The organism is Citrifermentans bremense, assembly GCF_014218275.1.
Lineage (GTDB): Bacteria > Desulfobacterota > Desulfuromonadia > Geobacterales > Geobacteraceae > Geomonas > Geomonas pelophila.
Genome location: NZ_AP023213.1, coordinates 1,151,700 through 1,173,697, shown reverse-complemented (window position 1 = coordinate 1,173,697; position 21,998 = coordinate 1,151,700). Strand labels below are relative to the sequence as shown.

Annotated in this window: 18 protein-coding genes; 3 read left to right on the top strand and 15 right to left on the bottom strand. The window is 61.4% G+C overall.

Annotation, left to right across the window (positions count from 1 at the left end):
• Window positions 1–47: 47 nt before the first annotated feature.
• The 5 genes from rpoZ to GEOBRER4_RS05055 all read right to left on the bottom strand — a co-directional run bounded on the left by rpoZ (window position 48) and on the right by GEOBRER4_RS05055 (window position 3,519).
• Window positions 48–254 carry a DNA-directed RNA polymerase subunit omega gene (gene rpoZ, locus GEOBRER4_RS05075; protein WP_085813544.1) on the bottom strand — a complete coding sequence of 69 codons (207 nt, stop codon included), beginning with the start codon at window positions 252–254 and terminating at the stop codon, window positions 48–50.
• A gap of 28 nt (window positions 255–282) precedes the next feature.
• Window positions 283–891: a guanylate kinase gene (gmk, locus tag GEOBRER4_RS05070; protein WP_185244497.1), complete on the bottom strand. Its 609-nt coding sequence runs from the start codon at window positions 889–891 to the stop codon at window positions 283–285.
• Window positions 892–946: 55 nt separating this feature from the next.
• The gene (locus GEOBRER4_RS05065; protein ID WP_185244496.1) at window positions 947–1,825 is read right to left on the bottom strand and encodes a YicC/YloC family endoribonuclease; all 879 of its coding nucleotides are present in this window, start codon (window positions 1,823–1,825) and stop codon (window positions 947–949) included.
• Between the two features lie 30 nt (window positions 1,826–1,855).
• Window positions 1,856–2,845, bottom strand: coding sequence for a UDP-glucose 4-epimerase GalE (gene galE / locus GEOBRER4_RS05060; RefSeq protein ID WP_185244495.1), 990 nt, complete (start codon window positions 2,843–2,845; stop codon window positions 1,856–1,858).
• Between the two features lie 308 nt (window positions 2,846–3,153).
• Entirely contained in the window at window positions 3,154–3,519 is a 366-nt protein-coding gene (locus GEOBRER4_RS05055) for a hypothetical protein (RefSeq protein WP_185244494.1), read from the bottom strand.
• 318 nt (window positions 3,520–3,837) lie between these two features.
• Here GEOBRER4_RS05055 and GEOBRER4_RS05050 point away from each other — a divergent pair, with 318 nt between their 5' ends.
• Entirely contained in the window at window positions 3,838–4,002 is a 165-nt protein-coding gene (locus GEOBRER4_RS05050; protein WP_185244493.1) for a hypothetical protein, read from the top strand.
• Between the two features lie 89 nt (window positions 4,003–4,091).
• Complete coding sequence (locus tag GEOBRER4_RS05045; RefSeq protein WP_185244492.1) at window positions 4,092–5,069, top strand: CHAD domain-containing protein; 978 nt, start codon at window positions 4,092–4,094, stop codon at window positions 5,067–5,069.
• On the opposite strand, the gene GEOBRER4_RS05040 is transcribed toward GEOBRER4_RS05045, so the two are convergent.
• The 10 genes from GEOBRER4_RS05040 to GEOBRER4_RS04995 form a co-directional block, all read right to left on the bottom strand.
• Complete coding sequence (locus tag GEOBRER4_RS05040; RefSeq protein WP_185244491.1) at window positions 4,981–5,901, bottom strand: M28 family peptidase; 921 nt, start codon at window positions 5,899–5,901, stop codon at window positions 4,981–4,983. The genes GEOBRER4_RS05045 and GEOBRER4_RS05040 overlap by 89 nt on opposite strands.
• Before the next feature lie 22 nt (window positions 5,902–5,923).
• Window positions 5,924–6,502: a DUF4124 domain-containing protein gene (locus GEOBRER4_RS05035; protein WP_185244490.1), complete on the bottom strand. Its 579-nt coding sequence runs from the start codon at window positions 6,500–6,502 to the stop codon at window positions 5,924–5,926.
• Window positions 6,503–6,852: 350 nt separating this feature from the next.
• The gene (locus GEOBRER4_RS05030; RefSeq protein WP_185244489.1) at window positions 6,853–7,014 is read right to left on the bottom strand and encodes a DUF6290 family protein; all 162 of its coding nucleotides are present in this window, start codon (window positions 7,012–7,014) and stop codon (window positions 6,853–6,855) included.
• A gap of 41 nt (window positions 7,015–7,055) precedes the next feature.
• Window positions 7,056–7,928, bottom strand: coding sequence for a succinate--CoA ligase subunit alpha (gene sucD, locus GEOBRER4_RS05025; RefSeq protein WP_185244488.1), 873 nt, complete (start codon window positions 7,926–7,928; stop codon window positions 7,056–7,058).
• Between the two features lie 12 nt (window positions 7,929–7,940).
• Window positions 7,941–9,110 (bottom strand): ADP-forming succinate--CoA ligase subunit beta, encoded by a 1,170-nt coding sequence (sucC, locus tag GEOBRER4_RS05020; protein WP_185244487.1) that lies wholly within the window; start codon window positions 9,108–9,110, stop codon window positions 7,941–7,943.
• A 497-nt stretch (window positions 9,111–9,607) separates the two neighbouring features.
• The gene (locus tag GEOBRER4_RS05015) at window positions 9,608–10,927 is read right to left on the bottom strand and encodes a dicarboxylate/amino acid:cation symporter (RefSeq protein WP_185244486.1); all 1,320 of its coding nucleotides are present in this window, start codon (window positions 10,925–10,927) and stop codon (window positions 9,608–9,610) included.
• A 351-nt stretch (window positions 10,928–11,278) separates the two neighbouring features.
• The gene (locus GEOBRER4_RS05010; protein ID WP_085813555.1) at window positions 11,279–12,682 is read right to left on the bottom strand and encodes a sigma-54-dependent transcriptional regulator; all 1,404 of its coding nucleotides are present in this window, start codon (window positions 12,680–12,682) and stop codon (window positions 11,279–11,281) included.
• Between the two features lie 2 nt (window positions 12,683–12,684).
• Window positions 12,685–14,547, bottom strand: coding sequence for a transporter substrate-binding domain-containing protein (locus GEOBRER4_RS05005; protein WP_185244485.1), 1,863 nt, complete (start codon window positions 14,545–14,547; stop codon window positions 12,685–12,687).
• A gap of 220 nt (window positions 14,548–14,767) precedes the next feature.
• Window positions 14,768–16,753 carry a heterodisulfide reductase-related iron-sulfur binding cluster gene (locus GEOBRER4_RS05000; RefSeq protein WP_185244484.1) on the bottom strand — a complete coding sequence of 662 codons (1,986 nt, stop codon included), beginning with the start codon at window positions 16,751–16,753 and terminating at the stop codon, window positions 14,768–14,770.
• Between the two features lie 48 nt (window positions 16,754–16,801).
• On the bottom strand, window positions 16,802–17,752 hold the full coding sequence (locus GEOBRER4_RS04995; RefSeq protein ID WP_185244483.1) for a YbgA family protein: 951 nt from the start codon (window positions 17,750–17,752) through the stop codon (window positions 16,802–16,804).
• Window positions 17,753–18,105: 353 nt separating this feature from the next.
• On the opposite strand from GEOBRER4_RS04995, the gene GEOBRER4_RS04990 reads away from it, so the two are divergent.
• The gene (locus GEOBRER4_RS04990) at window positions 18,106–21,990 is read left to right on the top strand and encodes a hybrid sensor histidine kinase/response regulator (protein WP_185244482.1); all 3,885 of its coding nucleotides are present in this window, start codon (window positions 18,106–18,108) and stop codon (window positions 21,988–21,990) included.
• The last annotated feature ends 8 nt before the right edge of the window (window positions 21,991–21,998 follow it).

Here is a 21,998-nt window from a genome sequence, read left to right as displayed (position 1 = left end):
TGAGTGAAAAAAAGGAGGACCGCGCAGCGAGTCCCCCTTCCTGTCTCTTAACGACCTTTCTTGCCTATTTCACAGCCGATCTTGCCCGCGGCGATCTCCCTCAGGGAGACGACCACGTTCTTGTTGGCGCCCCTGTTGTCGATGAGCGGTTTTGCCCCTTTGAAAAGCTGCTTCACCCTTTTCGAGGCGAGCATGACGAGAAGGAAGCGGTTGTCCACCTTCTCGAGACAATCTTCTACGGTTACCCTTGCCATAACTTGAATCCCCTTTGTGGTTAAACTTTTAGATCTCGAAGGTCGTGGAAAGACCCTGGATGAGTCTCGTGGTTCTGCACCGCTCTGCTATCAGCACGCTTTTAAGCTGCTCCACGGCTTCGCTGAACCGGTCGTTGACGATGATGTAGTCGTACCAGCGCGCTTCCTTGATCTCGCCGGCGGCGTTGTTGATGCGGCGCTCGATCACCTCCGGCGAGTCGGAGGAACGGTTGTCGAGGCGGCGACGCAACTCCTCGATGTTCGGCGGGAGCACGAAGATGTAGACCCCACCTTCGAAGCGTCCCTTGAGCTGCCGCGCTCCTTGACAGTCGATATCCAGGATCAGGTCGACCCCGTCGGCGCGGGAATCTTTCAGCGTGGCAAGCGAGGTGCCGTACAGGTTGCCGTGAACCTCGGCCCACTCGGCGAACTCACCCGCGGCGACCATGCGGTTGAACTCTTCCTTGCCCACAAAAAAATAATCACGCCCGTGCACCTCTCCGGTACGGGGAGGGCGCGTCGTGTGGCTGACAGAATGCCGTAGGTTCGGGAAAATGTCAATTATTTCCTTACAGAGCGAGGTCTTGCCTGCCCCGGACGGGGCCGAAATCACGTACAGTACGCCTTCTCGTTTCATGGTTCTCCAATCCAGTTACCGTTATGGCCGCCGGGGACCCGGCAAGGCCCAAGCCCTACTCGATGTTCTGCACCTGCTCGCGGATCTTCTCCAGCTCAGCCTTGAGCTCCACCACCAGGGCCGCCATCTGCGCGTCGTTCGCCTTCGACCCGGTGGTGTTCACCTCGCGGTTTATCTCCTGGAGCAGGAAATCAAGCTTGCGCCCCACGGGCTCGCTGCTGTTCAGCGTCTCGTCGAACTGCCGCAGATGGCTCTCCAGGCGCACCAGTTCCTCGGTGATGTCGCACTTGTCCGCCAAAAGCGCCACCTCGAGCGCCAGGCGCTCCTCCGGGACGTTCCCCTCGGTGAGGAGCTGGGCGACCCTCTCCTTCAAGCGCTGCGCGTACTCCTGCACCACGAGCGGCGAGCGCGCCGCGACCTTGGCGATCAGCTGGGCCAGCACCTCGCGCCGCTTCACGAAGTCGGCGTGGAGCGATTCACCTTCGAAAAGCCGCATCTCGTCCACGCGTCGCAGCGCGTCCTCCAGGGCCTGGACAAGCTCCGGCGGGATCTCCTCCAGGGTCGCCTCCGCCTCGGCGGCCACGGTGACCACGTCGCGCTGGGAGGCGATCAGCGAGAGCTTCACCTCCCCTTCCAGCCCAAGCGCCTCCTTGATGCTGTTGAACGCCTTGAGGTAGCCGCGCGCAAGCGGCAGGTTCGCGGTCGGCACCCCGAGCGACACCGCGTTCTCGACCTGGATGAAGACGTCGATCTTGCCTCGCACGAGCCTCTCGGCCACCCGCTTCTTGATCTCGTTCTCGAACTGCATCAGCGCGCGGGGTAGTTTTACCGTCACCTCGCCGTAGCGGTGGTTCACGCAGCGCACCTCCACTACGAACCTTCCCCCCTCGTGGGTGGACTCCCCCTTGCCGTAACCCGTCATGCTCTTGATCATGCGCTCTCCTTCAATGAAAGCCGTTTGCGGCTATTTCTGCTTCTCGAACAGCTTCTTCTCCCAGCGCCAGGCATCCTCTATGATGGTACGCAGGTTGTTGTAACGCGGCGTCCAGCCGAGTACGGTGCGAATGCGGTCGGCGACCGCAACGAGGTCAGCCGGGTCGCCGGGTCTGCGCGGCACCTCGACCACCTTGAAGTCCACGCCGCTTACTTCCTTGACCACCTTGATCACTTCCCGGACGCTCCCTCCCTGGCCGTAGCCGACGTTTATGGTGCTGGAGGCGCCTCCCTTTTCCAGGTACTTGAGGGCGTAAAGGTGGGCGGCGGCCAGGTCCTCGATATGGATGTAGTCGCGGATGCCGGTCCCGTCAGGGGTGTCGTAGTCGGTGCCGAAGATGGAGACGCTGTCGCGCATCCCGAGCGCCGCCTGGCAGGCGACCTTGATCAGGTGCGTCGCGTCCGGGGTGCGCTGCCCCATCCGGGCCTGGGGGTCGGCGCCCGCCACGTTGAAGTAGCGCAAGGCCACGTAGGAGAAACCGTGGGCGAAAGCGGCGTCCCTCAGCATCCACTCGCTCATCAGCTTCGAGGTGCCGTAGGGGTTGATCGGGACGGTGGGGCTGTCCTCCGCGGCGCGCCCCCCCTCGGGGATGCCGTAGACGGCGGCGGTGCTGGAGAAGATGAAACGCTCGACTTTGTTATCGACACAGGCCTTGATCAGGTTCAGCGTATTGCGGGTGTTGTTGGAATAATACTTGAGCGGGAGCTGCACCGATTCCGGGGCCACGATGGCCGCGGCGAAGTGCAGCACCGACTTGGCCCCCGTTTCCCGCAGCACCTCGCCTATCTTTCTTTCATCCGAAAGATCGCCGACGATGAGTCGCTCACCGTTGATCAAGGCATCGGCGCTCCCGGTCGAGAGGTTGTCGAAGACAATCACCTCGTGGCCCGCCTCGGACAGCTGCCTTACCACATGGCTTCCTATGTAGCCAGCCCCACCTGTAACGAGAATCGCACCCATAAGAGGCCTCCATTGCTTCGGATAATGAAAGAGGGTCTAGCCCTTGGACTAGACCCTCGATACTTCGGCGCTTCTGCCGGCAAGGCCCCATGTGCAACCCCGAAGCCACTGCCGCAGCGCGGACGGTACCACCAGCCAATCAGCCGGATATTTATAGCATCTACCCAGGCCCCGCGCAACGATTAATTCTGTCCAAGAACCGATTGAACCGGCGCTGCTCGCAGCCGCAACGCCCTGGAAAAGGCAGATGCGTTACGTAAAAAGGCCGCATCGTACGACGCGGCCTTTTTGCCTCAGGAACTGAAGCACTACTGTCCGGCGCCGCCAGTTCCCGCGCCGCCGGCGCCTGGCCCACCGTCAGTGGTGCCCGGTGTCCCCATCGTCCCGCTGGGGCCGCCCATGGCAGGGGTGCCGTAATTGGGCTCGGTACTGTTGGTGCCTGTAGACCGGCGCATCGATTTCTTAGACTTCCTGGATTTTTTCTTTTTCTTTTTCTTCGTCGTGTCCTTGGTCTGGGTCTTGGTCGTCCCGTCCGCAGTCGGGACGTCGTAGGGGGGTTGACCTTTGGTGTCCATGGTCTCCGCCGGCACGCTGGGACTATCCACGGCCGAGACTATACCTGCAAACGAAACGGCAACCAGGGCGCTAACGATGATGGACAGCACTCTTTTCATGGTGAGCCTCCACTTGTTTATTAAACAACCGCCCCACTATACCATAAAATTAAAAAATACAAATTTTGTCGCCCCATTTTTAGGCGCGCGTCTCAAACTCAAAAGCACTCACCACAAAGGGACACAGAGAACCAAACCAAGCAGCGCAGGCTTTGACACATCTATTTTCTTCGTTTTTTAAATTCTCCTCTGTGGTTTCTCTGTGGACCCCTTTGGTGGGGCTTTTGAAAAGCAGCCGACTGCGCCACGGCACCTTGACACCGGAAGAACAATGGTTATATTTCTCTAACCTAAAATACGGACAAAGGAGGAAAGGAGTTGAAAACACCGAAGCCGCTTGACCTCGTAATCGACCAGTACCAAATCCTGATGGCAAAGCTGAAGTCTACCCGAGACGTCCAGGAGAAGAACAAGCTCTTCCGCAGATTGACCAACCTTCTTGCCGTGATGGAATTCCTCCTGTCAGTAAACAAATCGTCCTGAAGCACAAGAAACACAAGCCTTCATGTTCATGAAGATGGTGCTATAATCCTGCCAATCCCAGAATCCGTCCTCACATGAAAGGCTAAACCATGGCCAGCTCCACCCTCAGCAGCGGCGAACCAGGCTCCATTCGGCTCTGGTTCGCCTCCCGCACCATACTAGCCGCCGCGGGAAAGCTCTTCTTCGCGAACTGGAAGAACGCGTCCCAAAGGCTTGAAGAGGAGCAGCTCCACGACCTGCGCGTCGCCTCGCGCCGCCTGCGGGAGGGGCTGACGCTTTTCAAAACCTGCTTTTCGAAGGATGAAGTCAGGAAGCTGTCCAAGCGGGTTAGAAGGGTGACGCGGGCGCTAGGCCCGGTACGTAACGCCGACGAGGCCCATCTTTTCTTTTCGGAGTTGAAGGAAGGTCAGGCCTTGGCCGAAAAGGCGGTGCTGGACGAGCTTTTGACCGGACTGGAGCAGGAGCGCGAGCTGGCGCGCAGCGAACTGGCTACGACATTGCGCCACCCCCGCGAGCTCCGGCAGACGGCGAGGCTTGCGGGCGCACTGCAGAGCGGGTTCAACCTCTTCCGGGACCAGCAGACAAATCCCTTCCTCGGCTTCCGCGCCTTCGCCGGCGAGGCGCTCGCGGAGCGCGCCGAACTTCTCGCCGAGCTCGTCCCTGCGGCGATGAACGAAGAGGCACCCCTCGCGCAGCACAGGCTGCGGATCGCGGTGAAGAAGCTGCGGTACCGGGTGGAAATCATGGAGCCGCAGCTGCAACCGCTTGGCGCATTGAAGGACAAGTTGAAGAGCTACCAGGATGTGCTGGGGAAACTGCACGACCTGGATGTCTTTTCAGGTATGGTGCGGGAACGGGTGGCGGATGGGCCGGGCAAGGAGGACCTGCTGGGCGTGATTGATCTGCAAAGGCGCGAGCTCTTCGGCCGGTTTCTGGAACTGCTTAAGTCGATGCCGCTGGCGGCTCTTCCGGAGGAGGTCAGGCTTCTCTTTCCTCCGCCCCGCCGGCCAGGTCCATCAGGCAGCCGGCAGTCGCGCGGCAGACCTCTGCCGCGAAGGAAAGGTTGAGGGTGTCGAGCGTGTCGCTCGGCTCATGGTAGTGGGGATTTCTGAAGTTGGTGGTGTCGGTGAGCATCACGGCCTGGAAACCGTGGTCCCAGAACGGGGCATGATCCGACCTCCTGGTGTCGCGAAGCATCTCGCCGTTCCCCGGAACCGCCAGGGGGACGACGGGAAGAGCGGCCCCGTGGCGCTTGACCGCCTGAGAGAACGCCTGCAGCAGCCCGTTTGAGCTCTCGTTGCCGATCGCGGCCAGGAAGTTCCCCTTTGAAGGGACCTCCAGCGGCAGCCCTGCCGGAGTCGTCTGTACAGCGGTTTCGGAAGCAAACGCCACCGACTCCAGGACCAGCACCCCGTCGATCTCCCACCCTTCCTCTTTGGCACGCGCGGCAAGCGCCCGGCTCCCCCTGAGGCCAGTGCCGGAGACCGCTTCGTCGGCATTTTCCTCCAGGTTAACCGCCACGAACTGGACCGTCTTTTCCATGGAGAGCGTACTGAGAACGGAGGCTATCTCCAGAAGCACCGCCACGCCGCTTGCGTTGTCGTCGGCCCCGGGGGAATTGGAGACGGTATCGTAATGGGCAACCACCAAAAGCCGCCGTTTAGGAAAAAGCCGGCCTCGCCTGGTGGCTATCACGTTGCTGAACTCGCTGTCGTTATCGAGGAAGCGGTGCTGTTCCATGCTGTACCCAAGCGTCTTCAGGACGTCGCTCACATATACGCGGGCCTGCTCCAGGGCGGCGGGGGCCGACACCGGGTGCCTCACCCCTTCCAGCACCTCGACATGCTTCCTGATGCTCTCCACCGAGATCTTCGCCAACGCCTGCCGAACCAGTTCCATCCTCACTCCTTGTTGCCTGCCGCTATCTCCCCTGCGCCTGCAGTTGCTCTTCCAGTTGCCGGATCCGCTCCTCGTCCTTTTGCACCTCTTCCAGCTTCTTGAAGTAGGCGATCCGGGCGGGAATGGGTGAGGAAAGCGGGGATATGTTGACGTAGGGGTTGTCCTTGTAGGTCGCCTTCCCCGCAGCCTGCTTCTCCTCGAACTCCTTTATCTCTTTCGCAGAAGGGTTGCGTCCTTTGGCCAGCTTCCACTTGCGCCGCAGGCGGGCCAGTTCGGCTTTCTTTGCCGCTAGGTCCTCCCTGAGTTTGTTCAGTTCCGCGTTCGCGCGCTCCTGCTCGGCCGATTTCGGCGCGGGCGCCGCACCCGGCGCAGCCTGTGCGGCGGTTGCCGCGCCAGAGGTGGCCGCGGGGGCACTCTCCTTCTTTTCCCCCGCAACCGATCCTATCTCCCGGGCCCGCTCCAGGTACTTGTCCGGGATCCGGTCCGGGTCGTCGGTGAAATGGGTGACGCCCTGGTCGTCGCGCCACTGGTAGTTCGCGGCAGAGGCGATGGCCGGCGTCGAAACAAAAAGAAGCAGGGTCGCTATCAGGATTTGTCGCATCTGTCTCCCCCAAGAGACGAACCGTTAGCCAATGAGAAAATTCGAGACCGTCGCTATTTTCTGCCACCAAGCCGCCTGACCAGGCACCCGAGGCAGGGACGATAATATTCATATCGACACGATTGTCAATTTTCTTTTGAAGTATTTCATGGGCTTCGGTGCATTCGGGTGCAAAGAAGCGCGGACATAAAAAAGCCGGGGGAGTATCCCCCGGCCTTCATAGATGCAGATTGCGACCAACTCGCGACAGCGCCCCCTCCCGCTAAGCCACAGGCGACGAAGCCCTCACCCCTGCTACCTTGTCCCCCTCCCCCAGCGGGGGGGGGCCGGGGTGGGGGAAAGGCGCCGGTTCAGGGACGCTCCTTCGCCGGGACCGCCAAAAGCGCCTCACGCATCAGGTCAGAGACCTTCATATTGGTCTGCTTCGACAGGTATTCCAAGGTCTCGCGGTCCTCATGGCTTACCCGGACCGAAACCACGTGATAGCGCACGTTCTCCTTTTTCCGTCTCATCCGCACTCTCCACTGCCACCTGCCGTGGCGCCTGATTAAAGTTACGGCCGGTACACCTGCAACAGCGCCTGGGCCATCTCGGCGGGGCTGTCCGCCACGCTGATGCCGCATTCCCTCAAGACGGCGACTTTCTCGGTCGCGGTCCCCTTGCCGCCGGAGATGATGGCGCCGGCATGCCCCATCCTTTTCCCCGGGGGGGCGGTGACGCCGGCGATGTAGGCCGCCACCGGCTTTTTCATGTTCTCCTTCACGAAGCGCGCGGCCTCCTCCTCGGCGTTGCCGCCGATCTCCCCGATCATGATCACCGCGTCGGTGTCGGGATCCGCCTCGAAGAGCCTCAAGCAGTCGATATGGCTCGTACCGTTCACAGGGTCGCCGCCGATGCCGACGCAGGTCGATTGCCCGAGCCCTATGGAGGTGAGCTGCCAGACCGCCTCGTAGGTGAGGGTGCCGGAGCGCGAGACCACCCCGATCCTCCCCGGCTTGTGGATGTAGCCGGGCATGATGCCGATCTTGCACTCGCCCGGGGTGATCACGCCGGGGCAGTTCGGCCCCACCAGACGCGTCCTCTTCCCCACCAGGTACTGCTTCACCTTCACCATGTCGAGAACCGGGATCCCCTCGGTGATGCAGCAGACAAGCTCCACCCCGGCGTCCACCGCCTCCATGATGGAGTCAGCCGCAAAAGGGGGCGGCACGTAGATCACGCTCGCCGTGGCGCCGGTCTCGTGAACCGCCTCGGCCACCGTGTCGAATACCGGGAAGCCGTCGATGACCGTCCCCCCCTTCCCCGGGGTCACCCCCCCCACCATCTGCGTGCCGTACTCGCGCGCGCCCTGTGCGTGGAAAAGCCCCGTGGCGCCGGTGATCCCCTGGGTGATGACTTTGGTATCCTTGTTGATCATTATGCTCATGGTCATCCCCCCCTAGGCCGCGGCCGCTACGGCCCGCACTATTTTCTGCGCCCCGTCGGCCATGCCGTCGGCCGCCACGATGTTCAAGCCGCTCTCGGCAAGGATGCGCTTGCCGAGCTCCACGTTGGTGCCTTCGAGCCTCACCACGAGCGGCACCTGGATGCCGACCTGCCGCGCCGCCTCGATGACCCCGGTGGCGATGACGTCACACTTCATGATCCCACCGAAGATGTTGACCAGGATACCTTTCACTTTCTTGTCGGAGAGGATGATCTTGAACGCCTCGGTGACGCGCTCGATGGTGGCGCCGCCCCCTACGTCCAGGAAGTTCGCCGGATCGCCGCCGTAGTGCTTGATGATGTCCATGGTGGCCATGGCGAGCCCGGCCCCGTTGACCAGGCAGCCTATGTTGCCGGAGAGAGATATGTAGGAGAGGTCGTGCTGGGATGCCTCGATCTCGTTGGGGTCCTCCTCGTCGAAATCGCGCATGTCCCCTATCTGCAGGTGGCGGAAGAGCGCATTGTCGTCGAAGCCGAACTTCGCGTCCAAGGCGATCATCTCCCCTTCCTCGGTGACGACGAGCGGGTTGATTTCCAAAAGCGAGCAGTCGGTGGCGATGAAGGTGTTGTAGAGGGAGGTGAAGACCTTGACGGCCTTGGCGGTGAGTTTACCCCGAAGCCCGAGGCTGAAGGCGATCTTGCGGCACTGGAAGGGAGTCAGCCCCACCAGCGGGTCGACCGCCTCGGTGAAGATCTTCTCCGGGGTCTTCGCGGCCACCTCTTCGATGTCCATCCCCCCCTCGGTGGAGGCCATGACCGTCACCCGGGAGGTGGCGCGGTCCACCAAGAGGCTCACGTACAATTCGCGGCCTATGTTGCAGCCGCATTCCACGAGGACGCGGTGCACCACCTTACCTTCCGGGCCGGTCTGGTGCGTCCTGAGGGTCATGCCGAGCATGTCGCGCGCGATCATCTGCACCTCGTTCGCGGAGCGGGCAAGTTTCACTCCCCCGCCCTTGCCGCGCCCCCCGGCATGGATCTGGGCCTTCACCACCCAGGGCCCCTCGCCGAGCCTCTTGGCCCATTCCCTGGCGCTGGCGCCGTTGTAGCATACGTGGCCGTCGGGAACCGGCACGCCGAACTTGCGCAGAATTGCCTTAGCCTGGTACTCGTGGACGTTCATACTCCCTCCTTGAAGATCGGGTTCTGACACATATCACCAGCAAACTGCCAACAGCATTAACCATCGCTTGTTTTATTTTGGCTCAAAAACGGGCAGGAAAGAATGGGGCATAGCATAATATGACATAGTGGTTTTAGCAAACAGTTTTATAAATTATTTGCGAGAAAATTGGTCAGGCCAAGCACGTCCCACAAGACCACTTTTAACCCAACAAATCCGGTCGAAATTTTTGACAATTTAACAATAGGTTACAACAGACAACCAGTGCAGATGCTGCATTCGGCACTAACTGCACCTGGGATTGAGATCACCTGGATATTTGGTAAAACATCGCCCCTGAGACAAGAAACCCCTAAACGAGCTTAATCCCAAAATAAAACACACTGTAAACAAAACCATCCGAAACGTGCTCAGGCATAAAAAAACCCCCATCCCTGCAAGGGGGATGGGGGTTCGACACGAGGGTCAGAGGATCTAAGAAGGGATTACAACACGCCCTAAGCCTCTTCCGGCTCCGGGTCCATCATGAGCAGATCGGCCTCGCCGGCAGCCTCTTCCACTTCCTTGTTGAGCACCTGCGACATGCGGGCCACGTTCAGCTCGTTCTCCCAGCGGGAAACGACCACGGTTGCGACGCCGTTGCCGACCAGGTTGGTAAGGGCGCGCGCCTCGGACATGAAGCGGTCTATCCCGAGGATGAGGGCGAGGCCCGCGACCGGGATGGTAGGGATTGCGGCGAAGGTCGCGGCCAGAGTGACGAAACCGCTCCCGGTGACGCCGGCGGCCCCCTTGGAGGTCAGCATCAGCACGCCCAGGATGGTCAGCGTCTGGGTCAGATCCAGCGGGGTGTTGGTCGCCTGCGCCACGAACACCGCGGCCATGGTGAGGTAGATAGAGGTGCCGTCCAGGTTGAAGGAATAGCCGGTGGGGATCACCAGGCCGACCACGGACTTGGAGCAGCCGAGGTTCTCCAGCTTCGCCATCATGCGGGGAAGCGCCGATTCGGAGGAGGAGGTCCCCAGCACGATGAGGAGTTCTTCCTTGATGTAGGAGATGAACTTGAAGATATTGAAACCGCACAGCTTTGCGATGGTGCCGAGCACCACGAAGACGAAGAGCAGGCAGGTCAGGTAGAAGCTTCCCATCAGCATGCCGAGCTTGGTCAGCGACCCGAGCCCGAACTTCCCGATGGTGAAGGCCATGGCTCCGAAGGCGCCGAGGGGGGCGAACTTCATGATGATGTTCACCACGCCGAACAGGGCATGCGCCACCTCGTCGATCAGGCGGTACACAGGCTTGCCCTTCTCGCCCATCGCCGACAGCGCCAGTCCGAACAGGATGGCGAAGAAGAGCACCTGGAGGATCTCGCCCTTGGCGAAGGCGTCGACCACGCTGTTCGGGATGATCCCGAGAGCAAAGTCAGCGAAGCTGTGGGACTTGGCGGCGGTAGCGGTGTAGGTGGCGAGCCCCTTGGTGTCCAGCTTGGTGACGTCGGCGTTCATGCCGACCCCCGGCTGGATCACGTTGATGATCACGAGCCCGATGGCGAGAGCCAGGGTGGAGACCGCCTCGAAGTAGAGGAGCGCCTTACCGCCGACGCGGCCGACCTTCTTCATGTCGTCCATGCCGGCGATGCCGGTTACGACGGTACAGAAGATGACGGGTGTGATGATCATCTTGATCATCTTTATGAACCCGTCACCCAGCGGCTTCATGGCGGTACCGGTGTCCGGCAGGTAGTAACCTAGCGCCACGCCGATGGAGATGGCGGTCAATACCTGGAAGTACAGATGCTGGTAAAACTTCTTTGTTTTCATGGGCTCTCCTTTAACTGTGACTATTTCAACTTCAATGAAGTTCGGCATCGCTTCAAAGTCGCAGCTGCTCTCGACACCTCATATCAGCAAGAGGAGTACCAATCATCTGTTTACATTTACAAGTTATCGGAAGGAAAAAGAAAAATGGTGTTCTAGAAGAAAAGGGGCATCCCAATGGTATTAACCAAAGTGAATCCCATTGAAAGATACCGGGAAAAGGGACATGAAAGCCGAAGGATAGGGGTGTTAACCATAGTTAAGGCCTTAACCATGGTTAACACCATTGGGGGATGTAACTGATATTACGTGAAAACTGGTTAAATCGTGCGCAGAGGTGAGGGAAGAATGAAACTACTTCCGCTGCTTGAGACGCTTGTTAAGCGCCGGGGCCGAGATCCCCAAAAGTCTCGCGGCGATGGCCTGTACGCCGTTGGCGCGGGAGATCGCCTCCTCCACCAGCAGTTCGGCCGCTTCGGCGAAGGTGGGGATGCGCTCGAACGACTGGAACGGGTTCTCGTGCAGGGCGGGAAGCGGCTGCTCGACGCGGGAGCGGCCGATCGCTTTCAGGAAACTGTCCATGGAGAGGATCCTCTCCTTGTGGAGGCTGACCGCGTTGTAGACCATGCCGCGCAGTTCGCGCACGTTGCCGGGGAAGCTGTAGGTGGCGAGGATCTGGGCCAGCTCCTTTGGGGGGGTCGGCTTCTTCTTGCCGAGCGACTGCGCCGCCTGCTCCAGGAAGTAGTCGAGCAGCAGCGGGATGTCGGCGGTCCGCTCCCTGAGCGGCGGGATCTGGATGCGGTGCGTGCAAAGACGGTAGTAAAGGTCGCGCCTGAAAGTCCCGGCGGCCTCCTTTGCGGCCAGATCCCGGTGCGTCGCGACCACGATGCGCGCGTTCATGCGCTTGGGACGGTCGCTTCCGAGCTGGAAGTACTCCCCTTCCTGCAGCAGGCGTAACAGCTTCACCTGAGAGGCGATGCTCAGGTCCCCGATCTCGTCGAGGAACAGGGTCCCGTTGCCGGCCTGCTCGATCATCCCCGGGCGCGCCTGGTCCGCGCCGGTGTAGGCGCCGCGCACGTGCCCGAACAGGGTGTCGGCAAAGACGGTGTCGTCGAGTCCCGCCACGTTGACGGCGACCAGCGGTCCCTGGCAGCCGCTGAGAGCGTGCACCGCGCGGGCGATCAGTTCCTTTCCGACGCCGCTTTCGCCGGTGATAAGCAGCGGTTGATGGCTGGGCGACACAGCCTCAACGTAGTTGAAGAGGTCGTGCATGGCGCGGTCGCTGGTGACGATGTCGGCGAACGCCTCAGGGTGCTTCAACTCGCGCGAGATCATCCGGTCGGACATGGCGCGGAATTCCTGGTGCAGCTCCAGCATCCGGATCGCCCTCATCGCCCCCCCAACAAGGCGATCCTCCTCGTCGGTCTTCACGATGTAGTCGAAGGCGCCGAGCTTCATGCAGCGCACCGCGGTGTCGAGCTGGTTCATCCCGCTCACGATTATGGTCATGATCTCCGGGTGGCTCTCAGCGATCTGCTGCAAGAGCGTCTCGCCGGAGATGTGCGGCATGGTGAGATCGAGGAGCACGAGCCCCACTCCCCCCCGGTCCAAGATCCCCATCACCTCGCGGCTGTCCTGGCAGATGAGCACGTTGTTGATCCCAGCCCTGCTCTTCAGCGTGAGCGAGAAGGACTTGAGCCAGGCCGGCTCGTCGTCGACAAGCAGTATGCTGAAGCTGGGATAAGGCGTCGACTTCATTTTCATGACCTCCTGGAAGTAACGGGAAGGGAAAGGGTGACCGTGGTCCCCTCCCCCGGCGTCGACGCGAAGCGGAGCGTTCCGCCATGTTCCTTGACGATACCCGCCGACACGGAGAGGCCGAGCCCGGTCCCTCCGCTCTCCCTTTTGGTGGTGAAGAAGGGATCCACGAGTTGCGCCAGGTGCTCCTGCGCTATCCCGACCCCCTCGTCCCGCACCTCGATCACCACGCTGCCGCTTTCGCCGTCCAGCGAGGTGGCGAGGGTGATCCCCTTTTCGCGCCCGGGGAGCGCCTGGCAGGCGTTGAGCACCAGGTTGACGATGACCTGCTCGATGCGCTGGGCGTTCCCCAAAACCGGCGGCAGGTCCCCGGCGTAGAGCGCCTCGAAGCTCCCTGTCGCGGAGCGAATTGTCGGCTCGACCAGGCGCACGGCCCTCTTCACCGCCGCCTCCACGTCGATCGGTTCCTTATGCCCCACATCGTCGCGCCGCGCGAAGTCCTTCAGGTCGTTCACGATCCTCTTGATGCGCTGCGCGCCGTCCTGCATCTCCTCCAGGATGCGCGGGATCTCCTCGCGCATCTCCGAGTAGGGGACCCCTCCCAGCATGAAATCCCCCACCTCCTGGTAGCGCTCCTCGAAGATCTCCTCCGCGTCCTCGTGCACCCGTTTGAGGATCGGGATGTCGAGCAGCAAGAGCCCGTTCGGGTTGTTGATCTCGTGGGCGACGCCGGAAACCAGCGTCCCGAGAGAGGCCATCTTGTCGGCCTGGATCAGCTTGTCCTGGTGGCGCCGCAACGCCTCCAGCGCCTTGTTGCGCTCGGTAACCTCCTGCGCCAGTTCCGCGGTGCGTTCGGCAACCCTTTTGTGCAGCGTCTTGTTCCAAAGTGCGGTCCCGGCCAGGACGAGCAAAAGCGGCACCAGGATCATGGCGCCGTACTTGAGCGCCATCTCCCTGGTGACCCGCGGGGGCTCGTGCACGCCGAGCCAGCGGTTGTAGATCTGGGCGTACTGCCCCGTCTTGATCACGATGGCGAGCCCCTCGTTGAAGCGGGTCAAAAGCTCCCGGTTCCCCTTGGCGACCCCGTAGCCGTACTGCTCGCTCACCACGGCCTTGGCCACCGGGACCAGGTTGCGGAGTCGGAGTTCGCGGATCAGGTACATGCCCGGGAGTTGCGCCACCACCGCATAATCGTACTGCCCAGAGGCCAAAAGCCTCAGCGCCTCGGCCGGCGTCGGGGTGAGCACCAGGTCCTTCTCGAACCCCATGAGCTTCAGGCGCTCGTGCATGATGCCGTCCTGGAAGACGATCACCTTCTTCCCCTTCAGTTCCTCCAAGCTTCGCACCGGCTTCGTGTCCCTGCGGGCGAAGATGGCGTGGTGCACCATGGCATGGGGGGGCGAGAAGTCGACACTGTGCGAGCGCTCGTCCGAGTAGGAAAGTCCCTGCAGGATGTCTATCTTTCCCTGCTGCAGCCCGGCGCGCATCTCGGCCCAGCTCCCGAAGCGGAATTCTACCTTCATCCCCATGACCTCGGCGATGGCCTTGGTGAGATCCACGTTGTAGCCGGCGGGCTGGCCGTCCTTGTCGATGAATTCGTAAGGGGGGTAGGAGCGGTCGCCACCGACGACGATGGTGGTTGTGGGGTTGTAGTGACCGGGGGCGGATTCCTGCGCCCGGGCCGGCGAGGTAAAGGTCAGCAGCAGGACCAGCAGGACCAGCAGGACCAGCAGGACCAGCAGGACCAGCAGGACCAGCAGGAAAAGCGCCCGTGTGCCTGCGTGGAAAGGGTTCGCGCTGAAATGAGGGAGTAAACGAAGCCTGGTTGCGGGTTTTTGTATGCCAGTGAAGGCGCCGTGAAACACTGTCAGTCCTTATCTGATAATGGTGCCCACTGCCGAAGGGGGACTTGGCTTGTCTGCCCTCGCCCTCCGGGCCTTCGCCCACCGTAGGCTACGGTCCGCAGGTGGGAGAGGGACGGGGGTGAGGGGGGCCTTGCAGTTGCGGTGAGGGTGGCCCCCCTAGGCACAATATAATATGCGCCAGTACAAGTCAATGAAGCTCATGAGAAGCGGGCAGCGCCGCTCAGGCGATGCGCTCGGCGAGAATCTCCGCGAGATCCCTCGCGGCGACGCTCCCCTCCGCGCCGCCGGTCTTGATGCCGTCCTCGAACATGGTGAGACAGAACGGGCAGTTCGATACCAGCACCGGGGCTCCCGTCTCCTGCGCCATCTGCACCCGCGCCACGTTGATCCGTGTGCCGCGCTTCTCCTCGGCCAGGATGCGCCCGCCGCCGGCGCCGCAGCAGAAGCTCTCCAGGCGGCTCGCCCCCATCTCGGCGATGTCCCCCCCCGCGCGGTAAAGGAGCTCGCGGGGCTCCTCGAAGATATCCATGTAGCGCCCGATGTAGCAGGAGTCATGATAGGTGCAGGCAAACGGCTCCGGCTTCAGCTTCAGCCTTCCCTGCTGCACCAGGTCTTGGAGGAAGGTGGTGTAATGCTCAACCGGGACATCGAAGCCGAGGTCTCGGTAATCCCTGGCCAGGGTGTTGAAGCAGTGCGGACAGGTGGTCACCACCCGCTGCACCCCGTACCCCTTCATCTTCTCTATGTTCTCCTGCGCCATCCCCTGGTACAGGTACTCGTTCCCGAGCTTGCGGGGCGGCTCGCCGCAGCACTTCTCCTCTTTGCCCAAGATGCCGACCTTCACGCCGGCGGCGTTGCACAGCTTCACGAAGGCGCGGGCCACCTCCTGGTTCCTTCGGTCGAAGGAAGCGTAGCAGCCGACGAAGTAGAGGACGTCGACCGCGGCGCCGCTCTCCATGACGGCGACATCCAGCCCCTCGGCCCAGGCGCCGCGCTCGGCGTACGCCATGCCGAAGGGATTGCCGTTCACCTCGTAGTTGCTCATCGCGGCGCGCACCTCGTCGCCTGGAAAGGCGCCTTCCATGAGCGCCAGGTTCCTGCGCATCTCGAGGATCTTGTTCACGTGCTCGATCTCCGCCGGGCAGATCTCCTGGCAGGCCCGGCAGGTGGTGCAGTCCCAAAGGACCTCTTCGGTGACGGTGCGGCAAAGGTCGGCCTGCGGCGTCGCTGCCGCCACCTCACCTATCTGCAGCACCACTTTCATGGGGGAAAGCGGCTTTTCCGTGTTCCAGGCCGGGCAGCGGTCCTGGCAGCGCTTGCAGACCGTGCAGGCGTCGGGGTCGTAGAGGTCCTTCCAGGAAAAATCCTTCACGGTGGCGACGCCGAACTGCTCCGCCTTCTCGTCCTCCAGGTCGATGGTGGCGATAGCCCCCTTGGGCCTCAGGTCGGTGAAGAGGTAGTTGACCGGCGTGGTGAAGAGATGCCGCAGTTTGGTCAAGGGAATGGCGACAATAAAGGACAAAGCCAGGAACAGGTGCCCCCACCAAAGTGTCTTGTGGATCAGGGAAATCCGTCCCAGGTCCATCCCTACGAACGGCCGGGCGAAAATCCCCCCCACCGGGGACCAGCGGGCCAGTTCCGGGTTGATCCCGATCTCGGTAGAGGCCATCCGGAGCCCCTCGACCACGAATCCCGTCAGGAGGATGGCGAAGAGCAGGGCATGCGCCAGGTAGTCGTCTGCGCTGGTCGGAAGTCCCTTTGGTTTCACGAACCAGCGGCGCACCAAAAGCCCCCCCAGCATGACGATCGCCGCGAGCCCCGCCAGGTCAAGCACCAGGGAGTATCCGCGGTAGAAGTTCCCCTGCAGAAATACCCTGTTGAACAGCGGTGCGGTGAAGTCTGCCTGCAGCATGATCAAAAGGGTGCCGATGAAAAGGAGCAAAAAGCCCCAGTAGAAAAAGGCATGCAGCGTCCCCGGCACTGGAACCCGCAGCACCTTCGCCTGCGAAAACATCCCCTTCAGGAAGTGCTGGACGCGTTCGGCAAGACGGTCCAGCCGGTCAAGGCGCTGCCTTCCCTGCCGGTACATGGGAAGACGCCGCCAAAAGCCCCAGGCGCAAGCCCCAATGGCAAGAAAGGCGAAGAGGTACATCACCCAGATGAGGGAGTGGTTTACGTTCCAGTATATTTCCCGCGTGGCTTCCATGATGAGATCCCTCTGGCTTGGTAGGATGGGTCATTCTTTTGCGGATGGTCAAGCGTGGTTGCGCAGCATCAGCTCCGCCGGGTGGGGGGAGAGGTAGACCTGCTGCTGCAAATACTGCTGACGGTACTTGTAGACGTAGTGCTTCAGGAGGGTGACCGGCACCACCAGGGGGACCAGGCCGTCGTGGTACTGCCCGATCAGTTCCAAGAGCTCCTGTTTCTCGTCCCCCCCAAGCTCCTTTTTGAAGTACCCCATGATGTGCATCAGCACGTTGGTCTGCTTCTTCACCGTGGCCTGCAGCTCCAGGGCCCGCATGAAGAGCTCCTGGTAGCGCTCCTCGAGCTCCGGCCAAGCCATCTCCTTGCCTCGGGCGACCAGCGCCCCCATCTCGCGGTAGAGCTGCGTGCTGTGGGACATGACCAGGAGCTTTTGCCGGGTGTGGAACTGAACCAGTCCTCCCAGGTCCGGGCGCCCCGCAAGGAAATCCTTCCAGCGTCGGTAGCTGAAGACCCGCTCGATGAAGTTCTCCCGCAGGCGGGGATCGGCGAGCCTCCCCTCCTCCTCCAGCGGGAGGTGCGGGAAGCGCCTTGCCACCGCGGCGGCGAAGAGACCGCTGCCGGTTTTCGAGGGGACGCCGGCCTCATCGTACACCTTGACCCGGAAAAGGCCGGAACTGGGGGAACCCTTCTTGAAGATGAAGCCGCAGAGATCCTCCAAGGCCAGTTCCTCCACCTTGGTGCGGCAAAACGCCAGCATCTGTTCGGTCTTGTCCGCCCTGCTCTTGTGGGTGACAAGCCTCGGCGCCGCAGGGTCCCCCTCCAGCCGCATCGCCTCGCGCGGCACCGGCATGCCGCACATCACCTCTGGGCAGACCGGGACGAATTGGAAGAACCTGCCGAGCACGTCGGTTACGTAGCGGTCATGCTTGTGCCCACCGTCATAGCGGACTTTCTCACCCAGAAGGCAGGAACTCACACCGATCTTTATAGGCGATGTCATCGAACTCTCCTTGCACGGCAGATGAGCCGAAGGCACATGATACCACAGTAGTGGCCGCTGCGACAGGATCAGACAGGGGAATTACGTCATGCTTTGTCTGCAGTTGCTATAACCAGGGCAGCGCTGCCTGACATTTGTCTAACTAATATTAACTAAAGATGCATTGGTACCTCGCCGATAAGGTGCTAAGTAACATGATTCGCCGCTGGACGTTAGATACAGTGTCGAATGTGTATCAGAAAGCTGCTCTGACACAAGACGTTGAACAATCACCTGGATCTGTTATAAGCATCGATAGAGTTCAGCCATCTGCTGACAGTGCCGGGCTTTTTCCACCTTTCCTAGGAGGGCAGATGTTCAATTCGCTTCAGAACTGGCAAGCGTTGTTCGACAACATGTCCCAGGGCATGTTCTGCCAGGACGCTGACGGAAAGCCCGTCGAGGCAAATGCATCCGCACTCTCCCTCCTGTGCCTTGACCGCGCCGAATTCATGGCGCATACCCCGCAGACGCCGCGATGGCGCCTCCTCTCGCCGGCGGGAACCGAGCTCCCCCCGGAACAGCACCCGGCCGTTATAGCGCTTCAAAAAGGGGAGCCCGTTCGCGGCGTCGTCAGCGGGATCTATACCCCTCACAACGACGCCACGGCCTGGGTAAAGATCGATGCCATCCCGCTTAAGCAGGGTGTTGCCTGCATCGTTCTCAACGACATCACCCAGGAAAAGCTGATAAAGGAGCAGGAACACCAGGCCGCACTTCAGTACGAGCTTCTCGCCAACACCTCCATGGACGGCTACTGGATCACGGACACCGAAGGAAGAATCCTCTCGGTAAACGACGCAGCCTGCCGCATGTACGGCTACAGCCGCGACGAGTTAACCTCCATGTTCATCGACGATTTCGAGGCATGGGAGAACCGCCACGAGATCACGGAGCACACGGAGAAGATCGTGGCCACCTGCTACGACCGCTTCGAGACCGCTCACCGAAGGAAAGACGGGACGCTTATCGAGGTGGAGGTTAGCACCACCTTCATTCCGGAGAGCGGGCGCTTCCTCGCCTTCCTGCAGGACATAACCAGCAAGAAGGTGGCGGAAAGGGCCCTGCAGCAAAGCGAAAAGCGCTACCTGGCCGTCATCAACAACCAGCTTGAGTTCGTGGACCGCTATCTCCCCGGGGGGATCATCACCTTCGTCAACGACGCGCTCTGCGACTACGTCGGCGCCGGCAGGGAAGAGCTGCTGGGGCAATCCTTCTACCCTTTCATCCACGAGGACGACCGAGAGCAGCTGGTAATGGCGATCGAGGCGCTGGATGCCGAACATACCTTCTTCCACACCGAAAACAGGGTGGTCCTGAAGGACGGCAGCGTGCGCTGGCACCACTGGAGCCACCACGCGCTCTTTGACGAAAAGGGGCAGATATACGAATACCAGTCGGTCGGGCGCGACATAACCGAGCGCAAAGAGGTCGAGGACAAGCTCCAGGAGAGCGAGGCGCGTTTCCGCAACCTCCTGGAGTCGATCCCCAACGTCGCCGTCCAAGGCTACGGCCCCGACGGCACCGTCCACTACTGGAACCGGGCCAACGAGACCATCTACGGGTACAGGCAGGAAGAGGCGCTCGGGCACAACCTCGTCGAACTGATCATCCCCCCGGAGCTGCGGGACGAGGTCCGGCGCGCCATCAAAGAAGGCGCCGAGACCGGCGTTATGCCGCCGGCCGGCGAGATCACACTGATGCGAAAGGACGGCTCGCCGGTGCCGGTCTTCTCCAGCCACGCCGTGGTCCGCATCCCCGGCCTGCCGCCGGAGCTATTCTGCATCGACGTCGACTTCACCGAGCGCAAGCAGGTGGAGGAGGCGCTGCGCTCCAGCGAACGGCGCTATCGCGCCATCGTGCAGACCCAGGCTGAATTCGTGGTTCGCTACCGCCGGGGAGGCTATCTTACCTTCGTCAACGACACCTTCAGCAGGTACATGCAAAAACACGTCGATGAGCTGCTGGGACAGAGCCTGTACCAGTATTTATTCCTGCAGGACCGCGAGCACCTGATCCGCACCGTGGAGTCTATGGACGCTGAGCACCAGGAGCAGGTGCTCGAGGTGCGGGCCTGGCTTCCCGACGGCCGCCTGGTGTGGCAGAAGTGGAACAACAGCGTCATCCTCGACGACGAAGGACAGGTGGTCGAGTTCCAGGCCAGCGGCATGGACATCACCCGGAGCAAGCACGCCGAAGAGTGCCTGCGCAAAAGCGAGGAGAAATACCGCTCGCTGTTCGACAACATGCTGAACGGTTTCGCCTACTGCAGGATGATCCTGGATTCGGAGCTCCCCATGGACTTCGTCTACCTGGAGGTGAACGAGAGCTTCGAGAGGCTGACGGGGCTTCGCGGGGTGAAGGGAAAGCGCATGAGCGAGGTGCTGCCGGGGGTAGGGAAGTCGGACCCGGATCTCCTAGCCGCCTTCAGGCGCGTCGCCCTAAGTGGCAAGCCCGAACAGCTGGAGTACTTCCTCTCCGCCATCGGCGAATGGCTCGCGGTTTCAGTGTACAGCCCTGAGCCAGGGTGTTTCGTCTTGGTATTCGACGTCATCACCAAGCGCAAGAGGACCGACGAGTGCCTTGCTTTCCTGGCCCAGGCGGTCTCGGAGCCGGGAGAGCAGTTTTTCAACCGCCTGGCGAAATACCTGGCGCAGTCCCTGGACATGGAGTTCGTCTGCATCGACCAGCTGGAGGAGGGGAACCAGTACGCGCGCACCCTGGCGGTCTACTTCGACGGCAGCTTCGAGGATAACATCCGCTACACCCTGCGGGACACCCCCTGCGCCGAGGTGGTGGGGAATACCGTATGCTGCTACAGGCAAGGGGTGCGCCACCTTTTTCCGACCGACACCCTGCTGCAGGAGATCAAGGCGGAGAGCTACGTGGGGACGGTGCTTTGGGGTTCCAACGGCGTGCCGATAGGGCTGATCGCCGCCATCAGCAAGAAATCGCTGGGAAACAGGGACCTCCCTGAGGAGATCCTCCAGATGGTGAGTCCGCGCGCCGCCGCGGAAATGGAGCGGAGCCTGCACGAAGATGAGCGGCTAAGGCTGGAGCAGCAGCTTCTGCACGCGCAAAAGCTGGAAAGCCTCGGCATCCTCGCCGGCGGCATAGCGCACGACTTCAACAACATCTTGACCGGCATCCTTGGCAACTCAAGCCTCGGCTTGATGCGCATAAATCCAGACTCCCCCGCCACAGAGAACCTTCAGAACATCGAGAAAGCCGCCGTCAGGGCAGCCGATCTCGCCAAACAGATGCTCGCCTATTCGGGCAAGGGGATGTTCGTCGTGGAGCCGGTGAACGTCAACCTGCTGCTGGAGGAGATGATCCACCTTCTTGAGGTCTCGGTGTCCAAGAAGGCCGAGCTTAAGCTCTCGCTCGCCCCGAGTCTCCCCTCGGTGCAGGCCGACCCCACGCAGTTGCGCCAGATCGTGATGAACCTGGTCATCAACGCTTCGGAGGCCATCGGAGAACAAGGGGGGAGCATATCGATCAGCACCGGGTACCGGTATTTCGATCAGAGCTACCTCAAAGAGGCCTGGTTCGACTGCGAGTTGGTCGAAGGTGAGTTCATCTTCCTGCAAGTGGCGGATACCGGCTGCGGCATGGACGAGGGCACCCTTTTGCGCATCTTCGACCCGTTTTTCACCACCAAGTTCACCGGTCGCGGGCTCGGCATGTCGGCGGTGCTCGGTATCATCAGGGGGCACAGAGGCGCCATCAAGGTGCAAAGCAAGCCCGGAAAGGGAACCACCTTCACCGTGCTGCTGCCGGCCAGCGACCTCCCGGTGCCGGTGAAGGAAGCCGAGCAGGAGCAGGAACATTGGCAGGGGAGCGGGACCATTCTTCTTGTCGACGACGAGGAGACCATCTGCGACATCGGGGCGATGATGCTGGGGCAATTGGGCTACGAGGTGGTGACGGCTCTTTCCGGCGCGAGCGCCCTGCAGATCTACCGGTCGCGGCCCGAAATCAAGTTAGTGATCCTGGACCTCACCATGCCGCAGATGGATGGGGAGCAGACCTTCGTGGCGCTGAAGGCGCTCGATCCCGAGGTGAAGGTGATCATGTCCAGCGGCTACAGCGAGCAGGAGGTGACAGGGAAGTTCACCGGTACCGGCCTGCTCGACTTCATCCAGAAGCCGTACAGCATGCAGGCCCTTACCGAAGTGATGAAGAGGTGCGACAGGTAGGCAGGGAG

Excerpts from the sequence above, each read along its gene's own strand:
- rpoZ (WP_085813544.1), bottom strand. The coding sequence starts at position 254 with ATGGCAAGGGTAACCGTAGAAGATTGTCTCGAGAAGGTGGACAACCGC.
- gmk (WP_185244497.1), bottom strand. The coding sequence starts at position 891 with ATGAAACGAGAAGGCGTACTGTACGTGATTTCGGCCCCGTCCGGGGCA.
- GEOBRER4_RS05065 (WP_185244496.1), bottom strand. The coding sequence starts at position 1,825 with ATGATCAAGAGCATGACGGGTTACGGCAAGGGGGAGTCCACCCACGAG.
- galE (WP_185244495.1), bottom strand. The coding sequence starts at position 2,845 with ATGGGTGCGATTCTCGTTACAGGTGGGGCTGGCTACATAGGAAGCCAT.
- GEOBRER4_RS05055 (WP_185244494.1), bottom strand. The coding sequence starts at position 3,519 with ATGAAAAGAGTGCTGTCCATCATCGTTAGCGCCCTGGTTGCCGTTTCG.
- GEOBRER4_RS05045 (WP_185244492.1), top strand. The coding sequence starts at position 4,092 with ATGGCCAGCTCCACCCTCAGCAGCGGCGAACCAGGCTCCATTCGGCTC.
- GEOBRER4_RS05040 (WP_185244491.1), bottom strand. The coding sequence starts at position 5,901 with ATGGAACTGGTTCGGCAGGCGTTGGCGAAGATCTCGGTGGAGAGCATC.
- GEOBRER4_RS05035 (WP_185244490.1), bottom strand. The coding sequence starts at position 6,502 with ATGCGACAAATCCTGATAGCGACCCTGCTTCTTTTTGTTTCGACGCCG.
- GEOBRER4_RS05030 (WP_185244489.1), bottom strand. The coding sequence starts at position 7,014 with ATGAGACGGAAAAAGGAGAACGTGCGCTATCACGTGGTTTCGGTCCGG.
- sucD (WP_185244488.1), bottom strand. The coding sequence starts at position 7,928 with ATGAGCATAATGATCAACAAGGATACCAAAGTCATCACCCAGGGGATC.
- sucC (WP_185244487.1), bottom strand. The coding sequence starts at position 9,110 with ATGAACGTCCACGAGTACCAGGCTAAGGCAATTCTGCGCAAGTTCGGC.
- GEOBRER4_RS05015 (WP_185244486.1), bottom strand. The coding sequence starts at position 10,927 with ATGAAAACAAAGAAGTTTTACCAGCATCTGTACTTCCAGGTATTGACC.
- GEOBRER4_RS05010 (WP_085813555.1), bottom strand. The coding sequence starts at position 12,682 with ATGAAGTCGACGCCTTATCCCAGCTTCAGCATACTGCTTGTCGACGAC.
- GEOBRER4_RS05000 (WP_185244484.1), bottom strand. The coding sequence starts at position 16,753 with ATGGAAGCCACGCGGGAAATATACTGGAACGTAAACCACTCCCTCATC.
- GEOBRER4_RS04995 (WP_185244483.1), bottom strand. The coding sequence starts at position 17,752 with ATGACATCGCCTATAAAGATCGGTGTGAGTTCCTGCCTTCTGGGTGAG.
- GEOBRER4_RS04990 (WP_185244482.1), top strand. The coding sequence starts at position 18,106 with ATGTTCAATTCGCTTCAGAACTGGCAAGCGTTGTTCGACAACATGTCC.